Annotated in this window: 20 protein-coding genes; 7 read left to right on the forward strand and 13 right to left on the reverse strand. The window is 72.5% G+C overall.

Features of this window, described 5'->3' with window-relative positions:
* Nucleotides 1–1715: 1715 nt before the first annotated feature.
* Nucleotides 1716–2393: a class I SAM-dependent methyltransferase gene (locus ABTX62_RS36120; protein WP_352120143.1), complete on the forward strand. Its 678-nt coding sequence runs from the start codon at nt 1716–1718 to the stop codon at nt 2391–2393.
* Between the two features lie 2 nt (nt 2394–2395).
* Nucleotides 2396–3280: a hypothetical protein gene (locus ABTX62_RS36125; protein ID WP_352120144.1), complete on the forward strand. Its 885-nt coding sequence runs from the start codon at nt 2396–2398 to the stop codon at nt 3278–3280.
* A 164-nt stretch (nt 3281–3444) separates the two neighbouring features.
* On the opposite strand, the gene ABTX62_RS36130 is transcribed toward ABTX62_RS36125, so the two are convergent.
* From ABTX62_RS36130 to ABTX62_RS36180, 11 genes are all read right to left on the reverse strand, one after another.
* A complete protein-coding gene (locus tag ABTX62_RS36130) occupies nt 3445–5157 on the reverse strand; it encodes a DUF2637 domain-containing protein (RefSeq protein ID WP_352120145.1) in 1713 nt (570 codons plus the stop codon).
* 260 nt (nt 5158–5417) lie between these two features.
* The gene (locus ABTX62_RS36135) at nt 5418–5780 is read right to left on the reverse strand and encodes a ParB N-terminal domain-containing protein (protein WP_352120146.1); all 363 of its coding nucleotides are present in this window, start codon (nt 5778–5780) and stop codon (nt 5418–5420) included.
* Nucleotides 5777–6277: a hypothetical protein gene (locus tag ABTX62_RS36140; RefSeq protein WP_352120147.1), complete on the reverse strand. Its 501-nt coding sequence runs from the start codon at nt 6275–6277 to the stop codon at nt 5777–5779. The genes ABTX62_RS36135 and ABTX62_RS36140 overlap by 4 nt, the downstream gene beginning before the upstream one ends.
* A 185-nt stretch (nt 6278–6462) precedes the next feature.
* Nucleotides 6463–8598: an FtsK/SpoIIIE domain-containing protein gene (locus ABTX62_RS36145; RefSeq protein WP_352120148.1), complete on the reverse strand. Its 2136-nt coding sequence runs from the start codon at nt 8596–8598 to the stop codon at nt 6463–6465.
* Nucleotides 8598–9269 carry a TraA-like protein gene (locus ABTX62_RS36150; RefSeq protein WP_352120149.1) on the reverse strand — a complete coding sequence of 224 codons (672 nt, stop codon included), beginning with the start codon at nt 9267–9269 and terminating at the stop codon, nt 8598–8600. Before ABTX62_RS36150 ends, ABTX62_RS36145 begins: the two co-directional genes overlap by 1 nt.
* A complete protein-coding gene (locus ABTX62_RS36155) occupies nt 9266–9541 on the reverse strand; it encodes a hypothetical protein (RefSeq protein WP_352120150.1) in 276 nt (91 codons plus the stop codon). Before ABTX62_RS36155 ends, ABTX62_RS36150 begins: the two co-directional genes overlap by 4 nt.
* Nucleotides 9541–9714, reverse strand: coding sequence for a hypothetical protein (locus tag ABTX62_RS36160; protein ID WP_352120151.1), 174 nt, complete (start codon nt 9712–9714; stop codon nt 9541–9543). Before ABTX62_RS36160 ends, ABTX62_RS36155 begins: the two co-directional genes overlap by 1 nt.
* 304 nt (nt 9715–10018) lie before the next feature.
* A complete protein-coding gene (locus ABTX62_RS36165; protein ID WP_352120152.1) occupies nt 10019–10195 on the reverse strand; it encodes a hypothetical protein in 177 nt (58 codons plus the stop codon).
* The gene (locus tag ABTX62_RS36170) at nt 10192–10437 is read right to left on the reverse strand and encodes a hypothetical protein (RefSeq protein WP_352120153.1); all 246 of its coding nucleotides are present in this window, start codon (nt 10435–10437) and stop codon (nt 10192–10194) included. The genes ABTX62_RS36165 and ABTX62_RS36170 overlap by 4 nt, the downstream gene beginning before the upstream one ends.
* Complete coding sequence (locus ABTX62_RS36175) at nt 10434–10589, reverse strand: hypothetical protein (RefSeq protein WP_352120154.1); 156 nt, start codon at nt 10587–10589, stop codon at nt 10434–10436. The genes ABTX62_RS36170 and ABTX62_RS36175 overlap by 4 nt, the downstream gene beginning before the upstream one ends.
* The gene (locus ABTX62_RS36180) at nt 10586–11029 is read right to left on the reverse strand and encodes an RNA polymerase sigma factor (RefSeq protein ID WP_352120155.1); all 444 of its coding nucleotides are present in this window, start codon (nt 11027–11029) and stop codon (nt 10586–10588) included. Before ABTX62_RS36180 ends, ABTX62_RS36175 begins: the two co-directional genes overlap by 4 nt.
* Nucleotides 11030–11331: 302 nt before the next feature.
* Between ABTX62_RS36180 and ABTX62_RS36185 the strand changes: the two genes are divergently transcribed.
* From ABTX62_RS36185 to ABTX62_RS36200, 4 genes are all read left to right on the forward strand, one after another.
* Entirely contained in the window at nt 11332–12006 is a 675-nt protein-coding gene (locus ABTX62_RS36185) for a GntR family transcriptional regulator (RefSeq protein WP_352120156.1), read from the forward strand.
* Nucleotides 12007–12025: 19 nt separating this feature from the next.
* Nucleotides 12026–12430, forward strand: a complete 405-nt coding sequence (locus ABTX62_RS36190; RefSeq protein WP_352120157.1) for a hypothetical protein — start codon at nt 12026–12028, stop codon at nt 12428–12430.
* 624 nt (nt 12431–13054) lie between these two features.
* Complete coding sequence (locus ABTX62_RS36195; RefSeq protein WP_352120158.1) at nt 13055–14005, forward strand: helix-turn-helix domain-containing protein; 951 nt, start codon at nt 13055–13057, stop codon at nt 14003–14005.
* Nucleotides 14002–15345 carry a DnaB-like helicase N-terminal domain-containing protein gene (locus ABTX62_RS36200; RefSeq protein ID WP_352120159.1) on the forward strand — a complete coding sequence of 448 codons (1344 nt, stop codon included), beginning with the start codon at nt 14002–14004 and terminating at the stop codon, nt 15343–15345. The genes ABTX62_RS36195 and ABTX62_RS36200 overlap by 4 nt, the downstream gene beginning before the upstream one ends.
* Nucleotides 15346–15431: 86 nt before the next feature.
* Here the strand turns inward: ABTX62_RS36200 and ABTX62_RS36205 are convergent, their stop codons facing one another.
* Together ABTX62_RS36205 and ABTX62_RS36210 are read right to left on the reverse strand one after the other, a co-directional pair.
* Entirely contained in the window at nt 15432–15839 is a 408-nt protein-coding gene (locus ABTX62_RS36205; RefSeq protein ID WP_352120160.1) for a hypothetical protein, read from the reverse strand.
* Nucleotides 15840–16688: 849 nt separating this feature from the next.
* Nucleotides 16689–16889 carry a hypothetical protein gene (locus ABTX62_RS36210; RefSeq protein ID WP_352120161.1) on the reverse strand — a complete coding sequence of 67 codons (201 nt, stop codon included), beginning with the start codon at nt 16887–16889 and terminating at the stop codon, nt 16689–16691.
* A 413-nt stretch (nt 16890–17302) separates the two neighbouring features.
* Here ABTX62_RS36210 and ABTX62_RS36215 point away from each other — a divergent pair, with 413 nt between their 5' ends.
* Complete coding sequence (locus tag ABTX62_RS36215) at nt 17303–18652, forward strand: replication-relaxation family protein (protein WP_352120162.1); 1350 nt, start codon at nt 17303–17305, stop codon at nt 18650–18652.
* Nucleotides 18653–19575 lie beyond the last annotated feature (923 nt).

A 19575-nucleotide genomic window follows, 5' to 3' on the forward strand; every position in this document is an offset into this window, starting at 1 on the left:
CGGCCCAGGGCCGCTTGCGCTCCGAGGGGCTCGCCTGCCCTGCGGGCAGGCGGCACGGTCCGCTGCGCTCCCCGTGCAAATGCTGCGCTGCGCTGCGCATTTGGGCCCCGTGCCGGGGGCCTGGCGGTCCGCTCGCTGCGCTCGGGACCGAGCCCGCTACGCGGGCGGCTGGCTACGAGGGAGGGTGGCCGGGGGCGTGCCCAACCCGTGCCGGTGGTCCCGGGGTTGGGCACGGGGAGTGATGCAGCATGTACCGTTGGCAGATCCGGGCCACCCCCTGCATCAAACTTCGGGCCTGTGTAGCGTTTGGGACCCCGGGCCACCACCCCCGGAGAGGTCCGGGCCGTGTCCGGGGCGCAGCTCCACCAGGTCTGACCTGCGCGGACGTTGGTCCGGGGCGTGGCGGGGCACGGGTGCGAGGGTGGCTCCCGACTCGAACTGACGGGCCGTCACGGGGTGGGGGCGAATAGCGGGGGTCGCAACAATGCCCGGACCGGGGAATGGTGACCCTGCTTCAAAAACCAGCCCGAGACAAACTCTGGAACCAGCCCCCGCCACCACCCCGGAATACGGGAAAGGCGCAGGAATGCGCCGTGGGAATGCGCCCGCAAAACCCGTGGAAACCAACCCCATTCCAAAAACCCCGGCCGTTAGCAGGCGCCGCGCGCCGGTGTCGGGCGCAGCACCAGGGCGGGGTGGGCGGAGCGCCAAGCTCGCCGAGCGGCACCACCGCCAGGACGACCGCGTCGCCACGCTCAGGCCCTCACGGCCCGTTCCGGGCGTGGGTGACGGCGTGAACAGTGCAGGCTGATCAGTGACACAGATCCACGGCGCGCACCGTGGCCACCTGGGGAAACAGGGGGTTGATGACACAGATGACACAGCCCGGCCGGGCCCCCGCCGGACCCATGCAAATGCTGCGCGGACACCGCCCTGCCTCGACCGCGCGCGGCCCCGCCGACGCGCGCGGGCACAACGGCCGGCGCCCGATCCCCCGAGGCGCTCCCCGCGTCCCGCCCGCTTCCCTCCCACCCTTCTTCTTCCAGGCCGGGGCGGTCGTGGGGTGCTCTGAGGGGGATGTCAGCAACCCGACCACGCCCCGGTGAGGCGCTGACCAGCGATGACGGAAGCGCCCGCCACGAGGCTGCGCAACGTCTACCGCAACCCTCACCGCAACACCCTGGCGCAACGTCCACCGCAACACCCGGCGCAACAGCGCCGTTCGCCGCCGCGCCCCGCTGTCCCCCGCTCCACCACCCCGGACGCTCCAGCGGCCGGGCAGCGCGGAGGCGCCGCCGACGCGCAACGAGCCTCCAGGACGCCCGATCCCCCCGCCGAGCCGACCTCTGCCCCAGCCCCGCCCCACTCCCCTTCTTCCTGATCGTGGGCGGCTGAGGGAGGCTCCAGGGGGGATGTCAGACCCCCGACCACGCTCAAAACCGCGTGGTGACCAGCGGCAACGCGCAGCGCCCGGGAAGGCTCGCGCAAGAGATGTCGCAAGGGAAGCCGCAAGAGATCGTGCAGGAGATGCCGCAAGAGATGTTGCCGGTCCGGGCATGAGCGGTGGTCAGGCGCGGCGGGACCACCAGCGCCGCCGCTCGCCTCGCTCCTGGTGGTGGTTGTGGCCGGCGGCGCCGTCTCGGGCCCGGCCGGGGTCGTGCGAATGCTGCGCGGACACCACCACGGCCGCTGCTGGGGTCCGTAGGGTGGCGCGCATGCTGATTGCCAGCCTGAAGCCCAGGACGATGGGCGGGACAACGAACACGGGTCTCTTGGCCTATGCCCTGGCGCGGGCTGGCCACCCCGTGACCTGTTACGACGCGGACGAGTCGTTGCAGTTGGCGGCGTGGGCGCGGGAGGCCGGCGACTTCCCGTGCGAGGTGCACGTGGCGGACACCCCGGCGTTCGCGGAGGTTGTCTACCCGGAGATGGATCACTCCCGGGTGAACCTGGTGGATGCCGGGCACGCGGAGAACCACCCGGATGTCGTGGACTCGATACTGGAAGTCGTGGATCTGGTGATCCTGACGCTGTCGCCCACGCAGCCGGATTACGACCGGCTGGTCAAGCCCGAGCGGGGAACGGCGCTCGCCAAGGTGATCAAGCGGTCCGCCGCGCTGCGGGAGAGCGGGCAGCCGCCTGCGACGTACGTGCTGCTGAACCGCTGCCAGGCCGGGGCGGCCAGCCCGAAGAAGTACGCGGACCTGCTGACGAACGGCGGCGAGAAGGGCAGCGACCCGCGCTGGACGGTCCTGTCCACCCAGATCCCGAGGCGGGAAGGCATCGCGTCGGCTGTCGGCTTCCCCTGCGACAAGCCCGAGCGCAGGAAGCCCTACGACGCGCTCGTCACCGAGCTGACCCGGCTCGGGCACCTGCCCGAGGCGAGGCGGTGAGCATGACCTCCAACGACAAGGCACTCGGTCGCCGGGACCGGGCGCGCGCCTTCGTCCCCGAGCTGATCCCCGAACCCCAGGATCTCGACCGCACGGGACCGCTGGACGCGAAGGAGCAGCAGCAGCTCGACCGGATCCATGCCGCCCGCGACCACCACCAGGCCGCGAAGTGGATGCGGGGCAAGGCGCTGGACGCCGCGTTCCGCCGGCGCCTGTTCCGGGGCGAGGATGGGCAGCGCACCCGCCAGCAGTACCTGGACGACGAGTGGGACGGCATCAGCGAGTCGGCCGCCTACCGCGAGATCGGCGAGTGGCCGCTGGCCAAGGCGATTACCGACGCTTTGGAGCGGCCGGCCCCGGACTCGCACGTCCGCGCCCTGGTCGACGTTGCCGACAAGCAGGGCCACGGGGAGGTTGCCCGCTGGTACGCCGAGCTGCGCCGCCACGGCCAGCAGGCCGGGCGCCGGGTTACCGCGGAGGTGGTGGCCAACCTCGCCGACTTCCTGCGGTCGGGCGCCGAGCCGGAGCGCCTGGAGGCGCTGTTCGTGCCCCGCCAGCTCCCACCCGCCCGCAAGCCCGCCCCGGCCAAGCGCACCGGGCGCGGGGCTGGCGAGGCGGTTACGGGCACGGTCGTCGCCCACGGCCAGGACCAGCCCGTCGGCTCATTCCCAAATTTGGGAATGAGCGCCGACGGTGACGGCACCGGCCCGGCCGGGGAGGCGGGGCGGTGGGTGCTGAGCTCGGAGCACGTCGCCCGGCTCAGCGCCTGGATCGCGGACGGGGCGAGCAAGGCAAAGATCAGTCCCGAGCGGGCGGCGGACCTTCTTGTGGAGGCGCTCACCGACGACACCTTCCAGCACTGGATCGCCGCCCGCGCCTGGACGTAGCGCAGCCGCGGCGTGTCCACCGCGCTGACCTGCCGTGGTCGGGGCTGTGGTCGGGGTCCTGGTGCTCATGGTCGGGGGCGTGGTCGGGGGTGCCTGGTGCGCCAACGGCGAGCGGGGCGGCACCCGGTGGTGGGTGCCGCCCCGCTCGCCGTGTTCAGGCCGTGTCAGCCCCAGTTCTGGGGCTGGTAGGCGGTCGCCGGGTTGTAGCCGCCCGCTAGCAGTTCCTGCGCCTCCTTGCGGATCTCCCCGGCCACAGTGCGGCCGACGTTCACCGCGGCTTCGATCTTCTTCAGCTCCACGACGTCGACGTAGTCGGCGTTGCCTCCGGCGGCCAGGATCATGCGGGCCACCTTGCGGGCCTTGAGCTGGCGCGGGCTGAGGTCGGCCCAGGCGTCGGCCGTGGCGGCCTCGGCCTCCAGGACCGCGATCCGGCGGCGCGCCTCGGCCGCCCGCAGCCGGTCCGCCTCCGCGTCAGCGGTCGCCCGCTCCGCCTCGGCATCCACCGCCAGCTTGCGGCGGCGCTGCTCCGCCGCCTCCGCCTCCAGGCGCTCCGCCTCCGCCTTCAGCCGCTTGGCTTCCGCGAGTTCCTCGGCCGCCTTCCGCGTCGCCTCGGCCTCCCGGCGGCGGGCCTCTGCCGCTTCCGCCGACTCCTCGGCCTGCTCCGTCATCTGCGCCTTGCGCTCCGCCTGCTGCCGCGCCTGCTCCGCCAGCACCCGGGCGGTCTCCGCCTGCCCGGCCGCCTCGTGGGTGCGGACGCTCGCCAGGTGGCCGGCGGCCACCTCGTCGGCCTTCCGGTTGAGCGCGGCGATCCGGGCGCGGCTGGCCTCCTCCGCTTCCCGCTCCGCCCGCAGCCGCTCGCGTTCCGCCTCCTCGCGCTGCTGCTCCGCCCGCAGCCGAGCGCGCTCCGCCTTCCGCGCGGCGCGCTCCGCCTCCTGCTGCTCCCGCTCCTCCTGCTGCCGCTCCCACTCCTCCGGCAGGGCCAGCGCCTGCTCGACGGTGAACCCGCGCGGGGCCATCGTCATGGGCAGCTTCTGGATGTCGGTGGCCGTCGACAGGTCGCCGCCGAGCTTCTGCTTCAGCATCGTGACGTAGCCGTGCAGGTCCTGCTCCCGCTTGACCATCTCCTGGTAGCTGGTGACCGACGCCAGCCGCATACGCCGGTACAGGCGCCCGGTGGTGACCGGGGCCAGGATCCAGCGGTGGGCCGGGATACGGTCCGGGCGGGTCCGCTGCGCGCGGGTGGTGACGCGCAGCCAGTGCCGCAGCGCCCCGACCCCGAGGACGAACAGGAACGGCATCACGCCGTGCATCAGGGCCTTCAGCGGCTCAGCGGCCAGGCCCTGCAGGACGCCCATGCCGCTGGGCAGGGCAGCTCCGGTGTTCAGCACGATCGTGACGGCGGTCATCAGGTGCGCGGACGGCAGCAGCGACCGCTTCGGGCGCCCGGCGCGGATCAGGACCAGGTCCATGGCCAGCAGGCCGATGATGGACACGTCGATGCCCACCGGGAACGCCCACGACAGCCAGCCGAACCCGCTCTCCCGGGCGAAGTCCTCCAGCGTCCGGTAGGAGACCGCGAACCCGATCAGGCCGACGATGGGCAGGGCCACACAGGCCACCGCGAGCAGGGCCTTGCCCACCCACCGCGCCTCGGACTCGGACTCCTCGGCCGGGGCCTCAGCCTCCCCCTCGTCTCCCCCCGGGGCGGCCTTGCTCAGCCGCCCCCGGCCACCCAGTCCCCGCACGGGCGGAGCGGTCTCCGGTGCGACCGGAGCGGCCGGGCGTGCCGCCGGAACGGCACCGGCCGCGACCGGAGCGGTCTCGGCTGCGGGCGCCTCGCCCGGTCGGCTGTGTTCCTCCGTCACCGTCGTTCGCATCCCGGCAGTCTGCCCTCCGGTCACCGGTGCCGGAGCACCGCCCCGTGCGACCGGAGCCGCGCCCGGCGTGCCCGGAACGTCAGCGGCGGCCTCCGGAGCCGCGCGCGTGCGGTCAAGGTCGGGCGGGGCATCGAGGGAGCGGGGCTGCGTCTGCGGGTAGGTTGCCTGGTGCGTCACGGGGACCTCCGTGTCGTGGGTCGGGACCGCTTGCTGCGCGGTCGTGGCCGGCCGGGCCGGGAGCTCCGAACTCCCGGCCCGGGTCAGTCGGTGTTGAGCAGGTAGTAGGGGAAGGGCCGGTCCTCGATCCGGACGCCCATACTCTTGATCCAGTACCAGTGGAACGGGAAGCGCGGGGCGCGCAGGGTCATCAGCGCCACGGCCCGGTGGTGTCCGTCCGCGACGTACACGGCGCCGTCGCGGTCGGAGACACCCAGGACGATCGGGACTCGCAGGCCCTGGCGGGGGATCGTCTCCACCAGGCCGGCCACGATCTGCGCGTCCTTCTCCCGGCGTTCGAACCGTGCGCGGGCATCAGCCCAGCGGGTGTACTCCGTGGGGCGGATCGCGTCGTCGCGCAGCAGCGCGGTCGGCATCGAGCCCTGGTAGCGGCCCACCGCGCTCACCTGCCGTTCTTCGTCGTCGCGCCCGCCTTGCCCCACCACTTGGCGTGGTTGTGGTTGTGCGTGACGAAGGTGTCGCCACCGCCACGGCGGGCGGTACCGGCGAGCATGAGCAGGGCCAGCACCCACAGCGCGCCGCTGCTGGTGACGGCGGCGAGCGGGGCGAGGAACTGGCCCAGTCCCCAGCCGACGCCGGCCGCCGCCGCGCCGGTGCCGATCCCGCCCGCGAGAACGAGCTGGGCGCGCGAGTCGATGAGGGGCTGCGGGGACAGGTCGCGGGGCTGGGTGGCGGGCACGGCGGCGATCAGGGCGTCGGCCTGCGAGCGCAGGACGGGCACCATGCGTCCGTAGGCGTCCGGCACGTACACCACCGGCTCGCTGCTGGTGCGTTCGCCGTACAGCTCCACGGGCCCGCTCAGCGGCGCGGCGAGGGGCGCCTCGTAGGGCTGTGCGAGGGGCGCGGCCGGGGTGTACGGGCGGGGTTCGAGGGGGAAGGACACGGCTCGTGCTCCTCACGGTGAGTTACTGTCAGGCGGAAGTCAGAGGCGGGGATTTCTGACAGTCAGAGGCACTGTCAGGGCCTGTCACGTGCAAAGTTCCGTGACTTCCCTATAGGCCCCCGGCGGGCCTGACTGTCGGAAGTCAGGCCGCGCCGTGACTGTCAGGGCGTCACAATCGGTGACGGCTAGGCGGGCTGGAGCGGGGAGGCGAGGATCGTGTACTCGCCGTGCCCGTCCCGGCGGATGACGCCCATCTCGGCGAGCCGCTTCAGCTCGCCCTGGAGCCAGGGGCGCTTGCGGCCGGCCGCCACGGTGGCGGGGATCAGGTCGGCGGGCTCGAACTCGAGGCGGCCCTGCTGCACGAAGCCGTCCAGCTCCACGCAGAGGATGTGCCGGGCCTCCTCGGTCGACGGACGCTCCCCGTCCTCGAAGGTGAGCTCCGAGTCGGCGTCGACGTCGGGCACGTCGTCCTCGAGGCGGAGGTGGGCGTAGTCGGCGTCGGGCTCCGGGTCGCCGGGGATCGCACCGAGGATCTCCTCGCGGGCCTCCTGGAGCTCCATGGCGGCGGCCTCCTCGATCTCGGACATGTCGGTGTCGTCCTCCAGGACGTAGGCGGAACGGACGGGGGGCTGGCCCGGAATCGCGGACAGCGCGGCCGGAGCAGCGGCGGAAGCGACCGGAGCGGCGGCAGCCACGCCCGGAGTGGTGCGGTTGGTGCCCCGGTGGGAGCGCTGCGCGTACGCCTGGCCCAAGGCCTGCGCCGTGGTGTCGTCCAGCGGGTCACGGACGGCGGCGGCGGCCTGCACGAGCGCGGCCAGCAGCTCGCGTTCGGTCAGGGCGGAGCGCACCTCGGTGGTCCACCGCTCCTGCGGGATGCCCATGCCGGTGGAGAAGGCGTAGCCCGGCCGGTCCGAACCCCACGCGGGCACCGCGCCGGCACCGGTCACGGAGTCCGGGAGGCAGAACCCGGCGTCGCCCGGGTCATCCACGCCGAAGCACGCCGTGGCCTGGAGGTTGGTCCGCACATCGACGGACATGTTCGTCCAGGTGGCGCGCTGGAGGCTGACCACCAGCCAGATGCCCACCGACCGCGCGGCACGGGCAATCTTGTTCAGCTCGTCGAAGTCCGCCAGGTCGGCGGCCTCCTCCAGCCACACCACCATCGCGTTCAGCGACGAAGCCGGGGTCCACTGGTCCAGGCCCTCATCCGCCAGCACGTTGCCGCGGGCGGTGATAGCACCCGGGAGCGCCTTCAGCAGGCGCTTGGCCTCCGCCGTCTCGGTGATGAACCAGTCCAGCCCGTCCTTGATGTGACCAACCGTCTGACGCCCCTTGGCCACGTCCACCAGGAAAATCGACATCTGGCGGCGGCACATCAGGTGCGTGAGCACGGTGCGGGCGAACTCGCTCTTGCCCGCGCCGGTCACGCCCATCACCAGCAGGTGCTGGAGGATGTCGGCGTCGAACGGGTTGATCGCCCACACCTCGCCGTCGGCGTACAGGCCGACCGGGATCTCATCGGTGGGCAGCAGACCCAGCGCCGTGGGCACCGCGAACGGCACACCGTCCTTGAGCAGATCCGCCACCCGCAGCGACAACGTGCCGCGGGCGCCGTTCTCCGGGTCCGGCTTGACGACCACGCCGGACGGCGGGACGTGCAGCGCCGCCGCCAGCTTGGCCGTGGTCGCCTGCACATCGGGCACGGTGCCGCCGGCCGTGACCTCCACTTCCGCTTTCACGGTGCCCTTGCCGGAACCCTTGGCGTCCTTGACCTTGACCTTCTCCCAGCCGATCGCCTCCGCCAGCGCGCCCAGGCCGCCACCGGTCTCCTCCGCGACGTCGCCGGAAGCGCCGTTGCGCAGGATCTGCCGCAGGTTCCAGGACGCGGCGAACAGCCCGCCGCCGATCAGCCACAGGTCGACCAGCGGATGCCCGAACGGCCCGGCAGCCGTCGCGCAGGTCAGCCAGCCCATCCCGGCCGCCACCGAGGCGGTTGCCTGCGCCCGGCGGAACGCGCCGAACTTCGTCGCGGCCGGGGTGGTCTTCCACGTCACCGCCGACAGCACCACGCCGCCCACCGCCAGGCCGGCCGACGCCAGCCCGGTGGACATCGGGTCCGCGCCCCACATCGTGTTCGTCGCCCAACCGGCCAGCGGCGGCAGGGTCGCGGCGCCGATCCACGGCGGGGTGTAGGGCAGGGCCTTGCCGACCACATGGCCGACCAGGTGACCGAAGAAGCCGCCCTTGCCGACCGGCACGATGTCCGTCGACGTGTTCACCGGCGCCGCCGCCGCAGCGGCCGTGTTCTTCCGGCGCGCCATCAGTCCACCTCCATGTTGAACTCACGGCGGGCGGTCTTGGTGGTGCGGCGCTGCTTGGCCTCCCGCTCCGGCACGATGAAGTGCCGGTTGAAGGCGTGCGCCATCTTCAGCGCGCCCACCCCGAGCGCCTTCGCGGCCTCCGCGCTGACCTTGAGGTGGGCGGAGACCAGGCGGGCCTTGACCCGGCTGGAGGCGCCGAAGGTGTACCACTTGCCCTTGTGGGTGGACAGCACCCCGTTGATCTCTTCCGCGCGCATCCCGAGGATCAGGTGCAGCTCGCGCCCGAGGTGGTTGATCGCCTTGGCCAGGGCCAGGATGTCCTTGCTGCCCTTGATCTCGATCCGCTCCACGGCGTAGATCAGCCGGTCGCCCTGGTGGCGGTCCGCGCTGCCACCGGCCGCACCCGCGCCGCCGCGACCGCCGCCGCCGTCGCCGCCCCGGCCGCCGTCGCCGCCGATGTTGACGGTGACCGGCGGCACGAACGAGCTGCCCATCGCGCCGACGAATCCGCCGGCCGCCGAACCCGCCGCACCCGCGACCCGGGACGCCCGGCCGGAGCCGTTCGGCGCCTGGCGGGGCGGAGGCGGAGCGGTCGGCGTGGTGGGCGGCTGGGTCGGGCGCGGCGGCGCGAACCCGGGGTCGTCCTGCCAGTTGTAGGGCTGCGTGCTCACAGTTCGTCCTCCACGATCGTCGTGCCGCCGAACCACATCGGCTGGCGGATCTGAATCAGCTCGGTCTCGTCCTCGAGGTCACAGGCCGCGTCGGCCTGGTCGATCAGCTCGTGCGCCGCCATGAACTTCGCGGTGGCCAGCGCGGCGTACAGGTCGGTCGGCCCGAGTCGGGTCTTGGTGGCGAGGCGCAGCGCCATCCGGGCCACGCGGGCGCACCGCTCGATGGCGGAGGCTGCGCGGTCCAGCAGCGCGATACGGGTCTGGCCGTACATCACGCCCCCCGCTGACGGTTGGCGGACTCGGTCATGGCGAGGACGGTCTGCTCGAACGGCGCGTCGTTCTCGCTGATGGCCTCGATCAGCGCGTGGGCCAGGGCCTGGTCGTCCCCGGCGTCCGCGGCGGCGATCGCCTCGCCGACCTTGTCGTCGATGAACTTGCTGGTCACTGTGGCGGTCTCCTCTCGGCGGGCCGGGCTGTCCGGTCCCTCCGCCACCACCAGCCCGGCGTTCGGCTGGTGATGACGGAGAGCCGTCAGCCCTCGCACGCGCACTCGCATCCACGGCCGGCGCACTGGCGGCAGTCCTGGCAGGTGTCACAGGTCTTGCAGTGGCGGCAGCCCCGCAGCACCGGCGGCCAGCAGTCGCAGCCGGTGGGCTGCCACGGCTCGGAGCTGCCGAAGATGCCGAGCTGGCCGGGCGTCGGGTCGGTGATCGTTGACGGGACCGAACGCGGCTTCACACGGCGCGGGCTCACCGCTGATCACCCTCTTCGCGCTGCGACAGCGCCCACCCGATGGCGACCACGGCCATGCCCGCCAGGAACCCCACGTTCAGCATCTGGTCGTCGCCGGTGACGAGGCCGGTGACCTCGACGGTGAGCGCAGCCACGGCGAGCAGGCGCAGGATCCACAACGTCGTGTAGCTCACTGGGCACCCCCCGCCCGGACCAGGTGGTCCGAGGTGGTCCACACCGAGCCGACCGCGAACGGCTGGCCGTCCGCGCGCAGCACGTCACGGACGATGACCGCGAACCGGGCGCGGCGCTTGAGCAGGCGCGCCGCCTCGGCCGGGTCGGTGACCAGCGACAGCACCTCGAACGCCCCGTCGCTGTTCTGGTAGATCGCGCCCACCGCGCGGGGCCCGATCTGCGCGGCAACCTCGCTGGTCATCGGGCACCCCCAGTCGGCTGCGCCGCCTGCGCCAGGGTCTCCGCCAGACGGGCCGCCGCCTCCTGCGCCGCGACCAGCGCTTCACGAGCCTGCTGCCGGGCGGCCTCCAGCTGCGCCGCCGCCTGCTGCCTCGCCGCCTCCGCCGCACTCATGCCGCCGCCCCGATCCACGACGCCAGCCGCGCCACGGCCGCCGCGTCGCTGTAGTCGGTGGCCTCCTCACGGCGCACCCGGGCCAGCGCGTAGTGGGCGTACACCCGGCGCCGCGCCGCCATCGCGAGGAACCCGCGCGGGTTGTCCACGTTCTGGCCGCTGAGCAGGCGCTGCCACACCGCGAGCCACACGTCCTGGGCGACGTCCTCCGCCAGGGAGCGGTCCTGCACCTTGAGCGTCTTGGCCGCCACGGCCACGACCAGGCCGTGGTACTCGGCCGCCCACCCCGCCAGCACCTGGCGCAGCGGGGCGTCCTCCGGCCGGCTGAACCGCCCCGCGACACCCACCCGGTACGGGTGCGGGCCACGCGGACGCTGCGGCAGCGGCTCCTTCGTCTTGCCATGCTCATCAGCGCGCGGGGCCACCTGCGCTAACGGCATCCGTTCTGCCACGATCGACACGTTGGATCTCCCTCTCATCCAGGGGTTCCGACAGCGGGACCGGTGCGCTAACACCGGTCCCGCCGCCCGGTCTGGTGCGCTAACACCAGGCCGGGCGCCTGCGTTTTCGCAGGTCAGAGACTGCTTCCTGTATGGCCGCCACTACGCACTGCCATCCGGGCAACTTCCCCTAGGAAGCAGCTTCCTATAGGAAGTTAGGCCGTACTTCAGGTATCGTCAACCACATCCGATAGGAAGCTAGGAAGAGAGGAGGCGAGATGAGCGCCGGAACCGTGGCCAAGATGGTGGACGACCTGCGGCAACTGATCCATGAGGGGGAGTTGCAACCTCATGCCCAGTTGCCGTCGACCCGGGCCCTGATGAACACGTACGGGCTGTCCGACAACGCCGTGTACCGGGCCGTGGCTCTACTGAAGTCCGACGGCTACGTCTACAGCCGCCAAGGGGCGGGGGTGTTCGTAGCCGACCGCCGCGCGCTGATCACGGGGGCGGAACGAATCGGAGGGATCACCCGGCCGGGCGAGCGGATCGAGTGGCGGCACAGCATCCGAACCGACGCACCTGACTGGGTCGCCGGGTACATCGGCGAGGGGGAATGCGTGGAGCGCGCCCGCGTCGTCCGGCGCGGCACGATCATCCGCGAAGCGTCGCGGTCCTGGGTGCATCGGGATATTGCTGCCGTCGTCCCCGAACTGGACGAATCGGCCCCCTGCAACCCGACCTGGCAGGCGATCTATCAAGACCGCTCCGGCAACGCCGTCGAGAACACCTCCCGAGCTGCCGACGCCCGTATTGCCACCGCCGACGACATCGCGGCCCTTGAGTTGACGGCCGGCACGTACGCCGTGCTGATCGTGCGCAACGTGTACTCCGCCGCAGGCCGCGTGATCGGCGTCGGCGAGATCGTGTGCGCCCCCGGACGGCCCGTTGAACTCAAGTCCCCTAGCCCCTCCTGACCTGCCCGGAAGGACCCCCATGAACCGCACAGCCACCCAGTACGCGGGCATCGCTGCCGAGTCGGTCAACGGCCTCAACCAGCGCATTCGCGCGGCTCTCGCCGATGGCGAGGCTCCGGATCTCGCCCGGCTCAAGGACGCGTACGAGGCCACGGCCAGCCTGAAACTGTTGGCCCAGCGCTTGACGTTGACGGCCACCCAGATGCAGCAGCTCGTCGGCAAGTGGCACCAGGAGGGCCACCTCCTCACCGAGCCTGCGATCGACACCGACGCTGTGGTCGACGACTTCAGCACGGCGATGACCGATGCGAGCAAGGTGGCCCGCTCCCTGTTCGTCGCCCTGGACGACGCAACCAAGAACCTCGCCCCGATCGGCTGGCAGGAGTCGGCGCCGGCGGCAGCTCCGCACAAGACTCAGTCGTAAGTCCCCTCAGCGCCAAATGCCCGGCGCCCTCAGGCGCCGGGCACATGCGAAAGGCAGCGTGACCGTGAGCAATTGGTGCGTCAGTCCCTGGCGCGCGACAGCCGCACCGCACGCATCCAAAGAATCCGCGTGCGTGCAAGCAGGAAAGCAGATCCATATTTGCGTGATTTCAATTGAACGCCGCAAATCCGAGTTTGCGGAAAAGGGTGAAACTCCCATCGCTAACTCTTGCTATCGCCTAGCGCGTCAGTTAACCCGTTTTTCGTGCGGCGCCTCTTGCTGCCACCTAGCGCGTCAGCTCAACCGTATTTCATGCGGCAGGGGCGGCCTGTTTGAGGAGCCGATGACGCGGTTTACGCGCCAAGGCATTCCGGCCCTCCGTCCTCTGTCCACAGGCGGGCAGGGGCAGGATGGGCCGCACAACGCAACAGGCCCCGCCAGATGTGGCGGGGCCCGAACGTCCTCCCGGGTTCGCGGCCCGGGCGGAAAGCACTTCTACTCCCGGCAAGGAGGTGCGCTCCCCTTGAGCGTACGAGATGACTGGCCCCGCGGGCCACAGGACCAGGCGATCCAGAGCGCGGTGACCGAGCTGGCGGCGTACGGCGGCCCGGCGGGGGTGGCTCGGTGAGCTACCAGGCGCAGACGTGGGTGGACGAGGTCGGGATCAAGCACTGCAAGAACGGCGGCGAGCTGCTGGTGCTGATCCGGGTGGCGAACCACACGAACGGTGAGATGCGCGGCTGCTACGCCTCGGCGGAGACGCTGGCGGGTGAGTGCCTGATGGGCGAGTCCACGGTGCTTAAGCACCTGCGCCGTCTGAAGGCCGGCGGTGTGCTGCTGCCGGGCGATCCGGAGCTGGTGAGCCACCTGCGGGCGGACCGCCGGCCCCCGGTGTACGACCTGGCGGGCGGGCACGAGACGGGGTGTCCGGGCGGCCACAGCGTGGGGGATGTCTGCCACGTCGAGGCCACGGGTGCTCGATCTGAACACCCGTCGAAGCCTGCCCGCGCCACGGGTGCTCGATCTGAGCACCCGTCGAAGAAGCGCAGGTCAGCGGGTGCTCAATCTGAGCACCCGTCGAAGGAAACACCCGCCACGGGTGTTCAAATCGATCTCTCACGGGTGTTCAAATCGAGCACCAATAGTTCTAAGGATTTGAACTCTCTCTTCTTCGTCCCCGCTGGCGCGTTCGGCGCCCAGCCGTCACAGCAGCCCCACGAGCGAGAGAGAGAGGCGGCTGCGCCGGAGGCGTCGGGGGCTGACGTGGTGGTCGACGCGTACGTCCGGGCGCTGGGCCGGCCGTTGGTGAACGGCTCCCGGCAGGAGCTGCGGGCGCAGGCGGCATCGCTGCTGGCGACCGGCGCGTACACGCTGGACTGGCTGTGTGAGCGGGCGGCGGAGATGCCCGCGCGGGGCTACCGGGACCTGGTCACCCACGCGCAGCACCCGAGTCACCGGCTGCCCGGCCAGGCTGGCCCGGTGGATGCGGCTGGTTCTGGTGGTGAGCGGCGGGCGACACCGGAGCAGGTGGCGGCGTTGCGGGCGCGGATCGCGGCGAACGGGAGCGGGCTGTGAGCGACGACTTCACGCGGGTGCCGCCGCAGGACCTGGACGCGGAGCAGGCCGTGTTGGGCGCGATGCTGCTGTCCAAGGACGCGATCCTCGAAGTGATCGAGATCGTGACCAGCGCCGACTTCTACAAGCCCGCGCACCAGACCGTGTTCGACACGGTGTGCTCGATGGTGGTCCGGGGCGAGCCGTGCGATCCGATCACGGTCGCCGGGAAGCTGGACCAGGACGGCAACCTCGCCCGGGTCGGCGGGGCGTCCTACCTGCACACGCTGGTGGAGGCGGTGCCCACGGCGGCGAACGGCGCCTACTACGCCGAACGCGTGCGGGACCTGGCGCTGCTGCGCGGCGTCATCGAGGCCGGCACCCGCGCGGTGCAGCTCGGCTACGCGGCCGACGGCGACCCGCAGGAGATCGCCGAACGCGCGGTCGCCGACATGCAGGCCGCGCGGGACCGGGGCCTGGCCGACCGGGACGCGCCGCCGTTGGACCTGGTGGACTTCCTCGCCCAGGCCGACGACGAACCCGACTGGGTGATCCCGGGCGTGCTGGCGCGCTGGGACCGGCTGATGGTCACGGCCGGGGAGGGCGGCGGCAAGTCGCTGCTGCTGCGCCAGGTGCTCATGCGCGCCGCCGCCGGGCTGCACCCGTTCAAGCGCGCGAAGATCCGGCCCGTCAAGGTGCTGCTGGTCGACGTCGAGAACAGCGCGGACCAGGCGCGGCCGTGGCTGCGCAAGATGGCCGACGCCGCCGCCGAAGAGGGCGAGCCGATCCCGGCCGGCCGGGTCACGGTCGAGATTCCCGAGCGGGGCCTTGACCTGACCAACCCGGCCGACCGGTCGTGGCTGGCGCGGCGGGTGGAGCGGGTCAAGCCGGACCTGATCGCCATCGGCCCGCTCTACAAGCTGGCGCTGGGCAACCCGAACGAGGAAGAGACCGCCCGCGGCTTGATGTCCGCGCTGGAGATGCTGCGCACGGTTTCCGGGGGCGCGGCGATGCTGATCGAGGCGCACTCGCCGCACGCCGCGCCGGGCGTGAAGCGGCGGGACCTGCGCCCGATCGGATCCTCGCTGTGGCTGCGCTGGCCCGAGTTCGGCTTCGGCCTGTCCCCGGCGAGCGATCCCGGCGCGGAGGAGCTCCGACTGATGGACTGGGTGCCCTGGCGCGGCTCCCGCTCCGTGCGGGACTGGCCCGAACAGTTCTGCGAGGGTGTGACCTGGCCCTGGCAGGCGATCCAGTACCGGGGCAACGCCCCGATCCCTGCCGGGACGATCACCGAGGAACAGGCGGTGGCGGCGGGCCTGATCCCGGAGCAGACGTTCTGGGACGACCAGCAGATCGGCTAGCCGCCCTGGGAAACCGGCTGTGCGCCGATCTCCCGCACTTTCGCCCCGCCCGGGTCTCCCAGGGCGGGGCGATGCCTTTTCGGTCGTCAGGCAGGCGTGCAGCGCGTTTGGTTGGGGCGGGCGGCCACTGCGCCGCCGGCCCGTTCGAGCAGGGCGCGGGCCAAGTGGGTGGCTTGCGCGGCTTCTTCCAGAAGGCGCATGGTCTGCCGCAGCGCGGCGGCAAGGTCCTGATCCGGGACCAGGACGCCCGCTCCCATCAGGTCGTCGAACAGCAGCCGTTCCACGCGGTCGGGCAGATACGGCAGGTCCCCGCCCGGTTCATCCGGCAACAGGAGCCCGGCGAAGACCTGGGTGACGGCGTCCGCGAGTCCGTGCCGGAGGCTGTGGGCGTCCGCGGAGACCCGGTGCAGGTACTGCGCCAGGTCGCCGGGGTCGGCGCAAGCAGCTCCCTGCCTGACCCTGTTCTGGCTGTACTCGAAGGGCGATTCGGTCATACCGGCATCCTTCTGGAAGCAGAGGGCGCGGTGGGATCGGCGCGCGGTGTGTCCACGGGCGGGCCCGGCGCCTCCGCTCGGACCCAGCAACCCCCTCGGAAACCTGGGTCCTTGGGTCCTGGGTCCGGCGTTTCCCCTGGTGGGCGCGGATCGGCCCGGTAGCTGGGTCCTGGGTCCCGCCCATGGGCCGACCATCCTGTGAGGTGTGAGGCTCACACCCCGTTTCGCCAGGTCGGCGCGCTAGCCTGTGAGTTGTGAGCCTGTGAGGGTCCGGCCTATGAACGGCGGCTGATCGGCGGGCGGTTGCCGATCGGGGCCCATGGCCGGCCGATGCCGGGACCGATGCTGACCTGCGCGGACCATTCGATCCGATCAGCGGCGCCCCCCCCGGGTTTTCACCGCCACCAGGCACCGCCACGGCACCGCCATGGGACCGCCGCAGACCGCCACCGGCCGACACCTGAGGCCGCCGGGTGGCGGTGCCATGGCGGTGCCCATGGCGGTCAAAACGGACAGGATGGCGGTGCCGTGGCGGTCCGCCGGAGGATCCGCTGGAGGCCCGCTGGCAGTCCGCTGAGACCCGTCCAGCGCCCGCCGCCCGGCGGATGTCTGGCGGACTCCCAGCGGGCCTCCAGCGGGTCGGCGAAGGCACTCAAGGCGTGCACACGTGCACGAGCACACGCGTGCACACGAGACGGGACGGCAGGACGGCGGAGGGGGCCAACGCGTGCCGCGCGTGCCGCGGGGCGGGCGTGCCGCGCGCACGTGCGCGTGAGGGCGCGCCCCGGCACGGGTCGGCCTGGAGGCGGCTGTCACAGGCCGGTGTCACCGCGTTGGTCACAGCCGCGGTCACAGCTCGGGCGCGGCGGGGCCAGCTCCGAGCACGCGGCGCCCGGCCGTCGGGCGCGACTTCGCCTCGGCGGCCGGGGCGGCGGCGGGGAGTTGTTCGGCGGCGAGCTGGGCGCGCGGCGCGGGCGGCGGGTCGGTGTCTCGGGTGCGGGACAGGTCGGCTCGGTCGCATCCGGTGCCCAGCGGGCGGCGGTCGGTCATCGCCCGATTCTCCCGGCGCGGCGGCAAGTTCATCTTCACCGCCCCGGCCGGGCTCGGTGGCGGGCTCCGAGGCGCGCGCGTGACGCGCGCGTGTGAGGCGGTGAACTCGCCGTGCGCGGCGGGCAGCTGCTCGTGCTCCTGGCCGTCGCGCAGCATTTGCACGGCCGCGCCGCCGGCCGCCCGGCGGGATGGACAAGGGGTGCTGGGCAAGCCGCACCAGTCCCCTGTCGTTGCCCCTGTGGTCTCCCCTGCGTTCCCCCTGCGGTGCCCGAGGCTTGCCCGGCCTGCGTTTGTGCAGATCACCACGAGGTTCCGGGCCCTGGCCGTACCTCGACACCCCCTCTGTCCTGCATGATCAGGCTGGACAGAGGGGCCACCCGTGGGAGGGGTGCGCCGGGAGGGAGGAGCAGGCGGTGGGCGGTTCGAAGCTGCGCCGGTACGGGTCGACGGGACGGACGCGCACGATGTGCCTGGCCGCGCTCGGGGTGGTCAAGGTCGCGACGCCGGACCAGATACGGCGGCTGATGTGCCCGGGCACGAAGGACGCGGCGACCGTGCGCGGCGGGCTGAAGGACCTCGAGGCGGAGCGCCTGGTGGTCTCGCCGGGCAGCGCGGTCCGCGTCAACGAGGCGGGCGTGCGGGTCACCGAGAAGCTGTGGACGCTGACCCCGGCCGGGCTGGAGGCGGCGGCGGTGGTGCTGAACCGCCCGGCCCGGGAGATGGGCGGCACCGCGAAGGCGGCGGCGGCCTCCGGCGCGAAGCACGCGCGGGCGGTGACCGACGTCCTGGACGCGTTTCTGCAGACCCCGCCCGAGCCGACGCAGCCCGTCGTCCGCAAGCACCAGCTCGCCCCCGCCGCGCCGCCGGCCGACCCGCCCGCGCGGCCGGAGGGGCTCGGGCCGCTCACGGCCTGGTCCACGGAGGCGGTGCTGCCGGTCGGCGGCACCTTCCTGTCCCCGGCCCGCGGTTCGCTGCGCGCCGACATGGTGTTCGCCTCGCCCGGGCACGAGGTTGTGCCGCTGCTGTTCGTGGAGGTCGACAACGGCACCGAGGGCCCGCCGATCGTCGCGGACAAGATCGAGCGCTACCGCCGGTTCTTCGCCCGCCGCGTCCCCACCGGCACGGGCAACGGGCGGGACGTGCCGCTGTGGCGGACCATATGGCCGGCCACCGGACGCGAGGGCTACCCGCCGGTGGCGCTGGTGTTCACCAAGAACGTCGGGCAGCTCGCCATGCAGGCCCGCATGCGCGAGGTGGGCGAACTCGCCCGCGACCACTGGCGCGGCATCTGGGAAGGCGACAGCCACACGCCGCAGGGCCAGAAGCCGGACGGCTACCGCGACTACGACGGCAAGGTGCCGCTGCTCGCCACCACGCTGCGCCTGCTTGCCGCGAACGGCCCGCACGGGCCCGTGTGGTGGCGCTACGGCCACACGTCCTGGCAGACCCTCGCGGACGCCCTCGACAACCCCGACGACTACCGCGCCTACTCGGTGCGCGCCGAAGCCCGCCGCAAGGCGCAGGAAGCCGCCCTCGAGCGCGCCCGCCGCGAGCGGGAAGAGGAGCTCCGCCGACTGGAGGCCGCCAAGTGGGCCTGCCCGACCTGCCAGCGGTACGTGTACCCCGCCGACGACCTGACGCCCGGCGGCGAGTGCCGCCCCTGCCTGAACTACCGCGAGCGCGCCGCCGCCGAAACCGCCCAGGAGCAGCCGGACCAGCCGCCGACCGGCGGCGGCATCTTCGGCCGGCGCCGCCGCACCTGACCGCGCGCCCTGCGATCCGCAGGCAACCACCCCTTGTCCATTCGCCGTTTCCCAGGCAAGCCGCCCCTTGTCGACCCCAGGCTCGCTGCTGGAACGCAGCGGCGGGAGAGGGACGGTTGTTCCGGAGCGCCCGGGATCCGGTCCCAGGTTCTCGACCCGGTTTTCGGAATGTGGTGGGAAGTCGCGGGTTTTGCGGGTGGCTTTCTCTGGCGGATTCCCGCGCTCTTTCCGGGCTTTGTAGTGGTGGCGTGGGTTGGTTCCAGAGTTTGTCTAGGGCGGGTTTTTGAAGCAGGGTCACCATTCCCCAGTCCGGGCTTTGTTGCGACCCCCGGAATTCAGCCCTACCTCGTGACGGGCCGTCAGTTCGAGCCGGGAGCCACCCCCGCTCCCGCGCCCCGCCGCGCCTCGGGCCAACGTCTGCGCAGGTCAACCCTGGTGGGGCTGCGCCCCGGGCACGGGCCGGACCCCTCTGGAGGTGGTGGCCCGGGGTCCCAAACGCTACACAGGCCCAAGAGTGATGCAGGGGGGTGGCCCGGATCTGCCAACGGTACATGCTGCATCACTCCCCGTGCTCAACCCCGGGACCACCGGCACGGGTCGGATACGACCCCGGCCACCCTCCCTCGTAGCCAGCCGCCCGCGTAGCGGGCTCGGTCCCGAGCGCAGCGAGCGGACCGCCAGGCCCCCGGCACGGGGGGCCGGAATGCGTAGCGCAGCGCAGCATTCGCACGGGGAGCGCAGCGGACCGTGCCGCCAGCCCGCAGGGCAGGCGAGCCCCTCGGAGCGCAAGCGGAGAGGGGCACGGCCGCGCAGCGGCCGAACCACCCGCGCTTGCGCGGGTGGTGACGCTCCGTCACTCGCCCCCCGCGCAGCGGGGGCATGCCCCTGCCCTGCGCGCAGCGCAGGGGTACCCGCTCCGCGGG

It is taken from the genome of Streptomyces sp. NPDC096046, from assembly GCF_040303285.1.
In the GTDB taxonomy this organism is placed as follows: domain Bacteria; phylum Actinomycetota; class Actinomycetes; order Streptomycetales; family Streptomycetaceae; genus Streptomyces.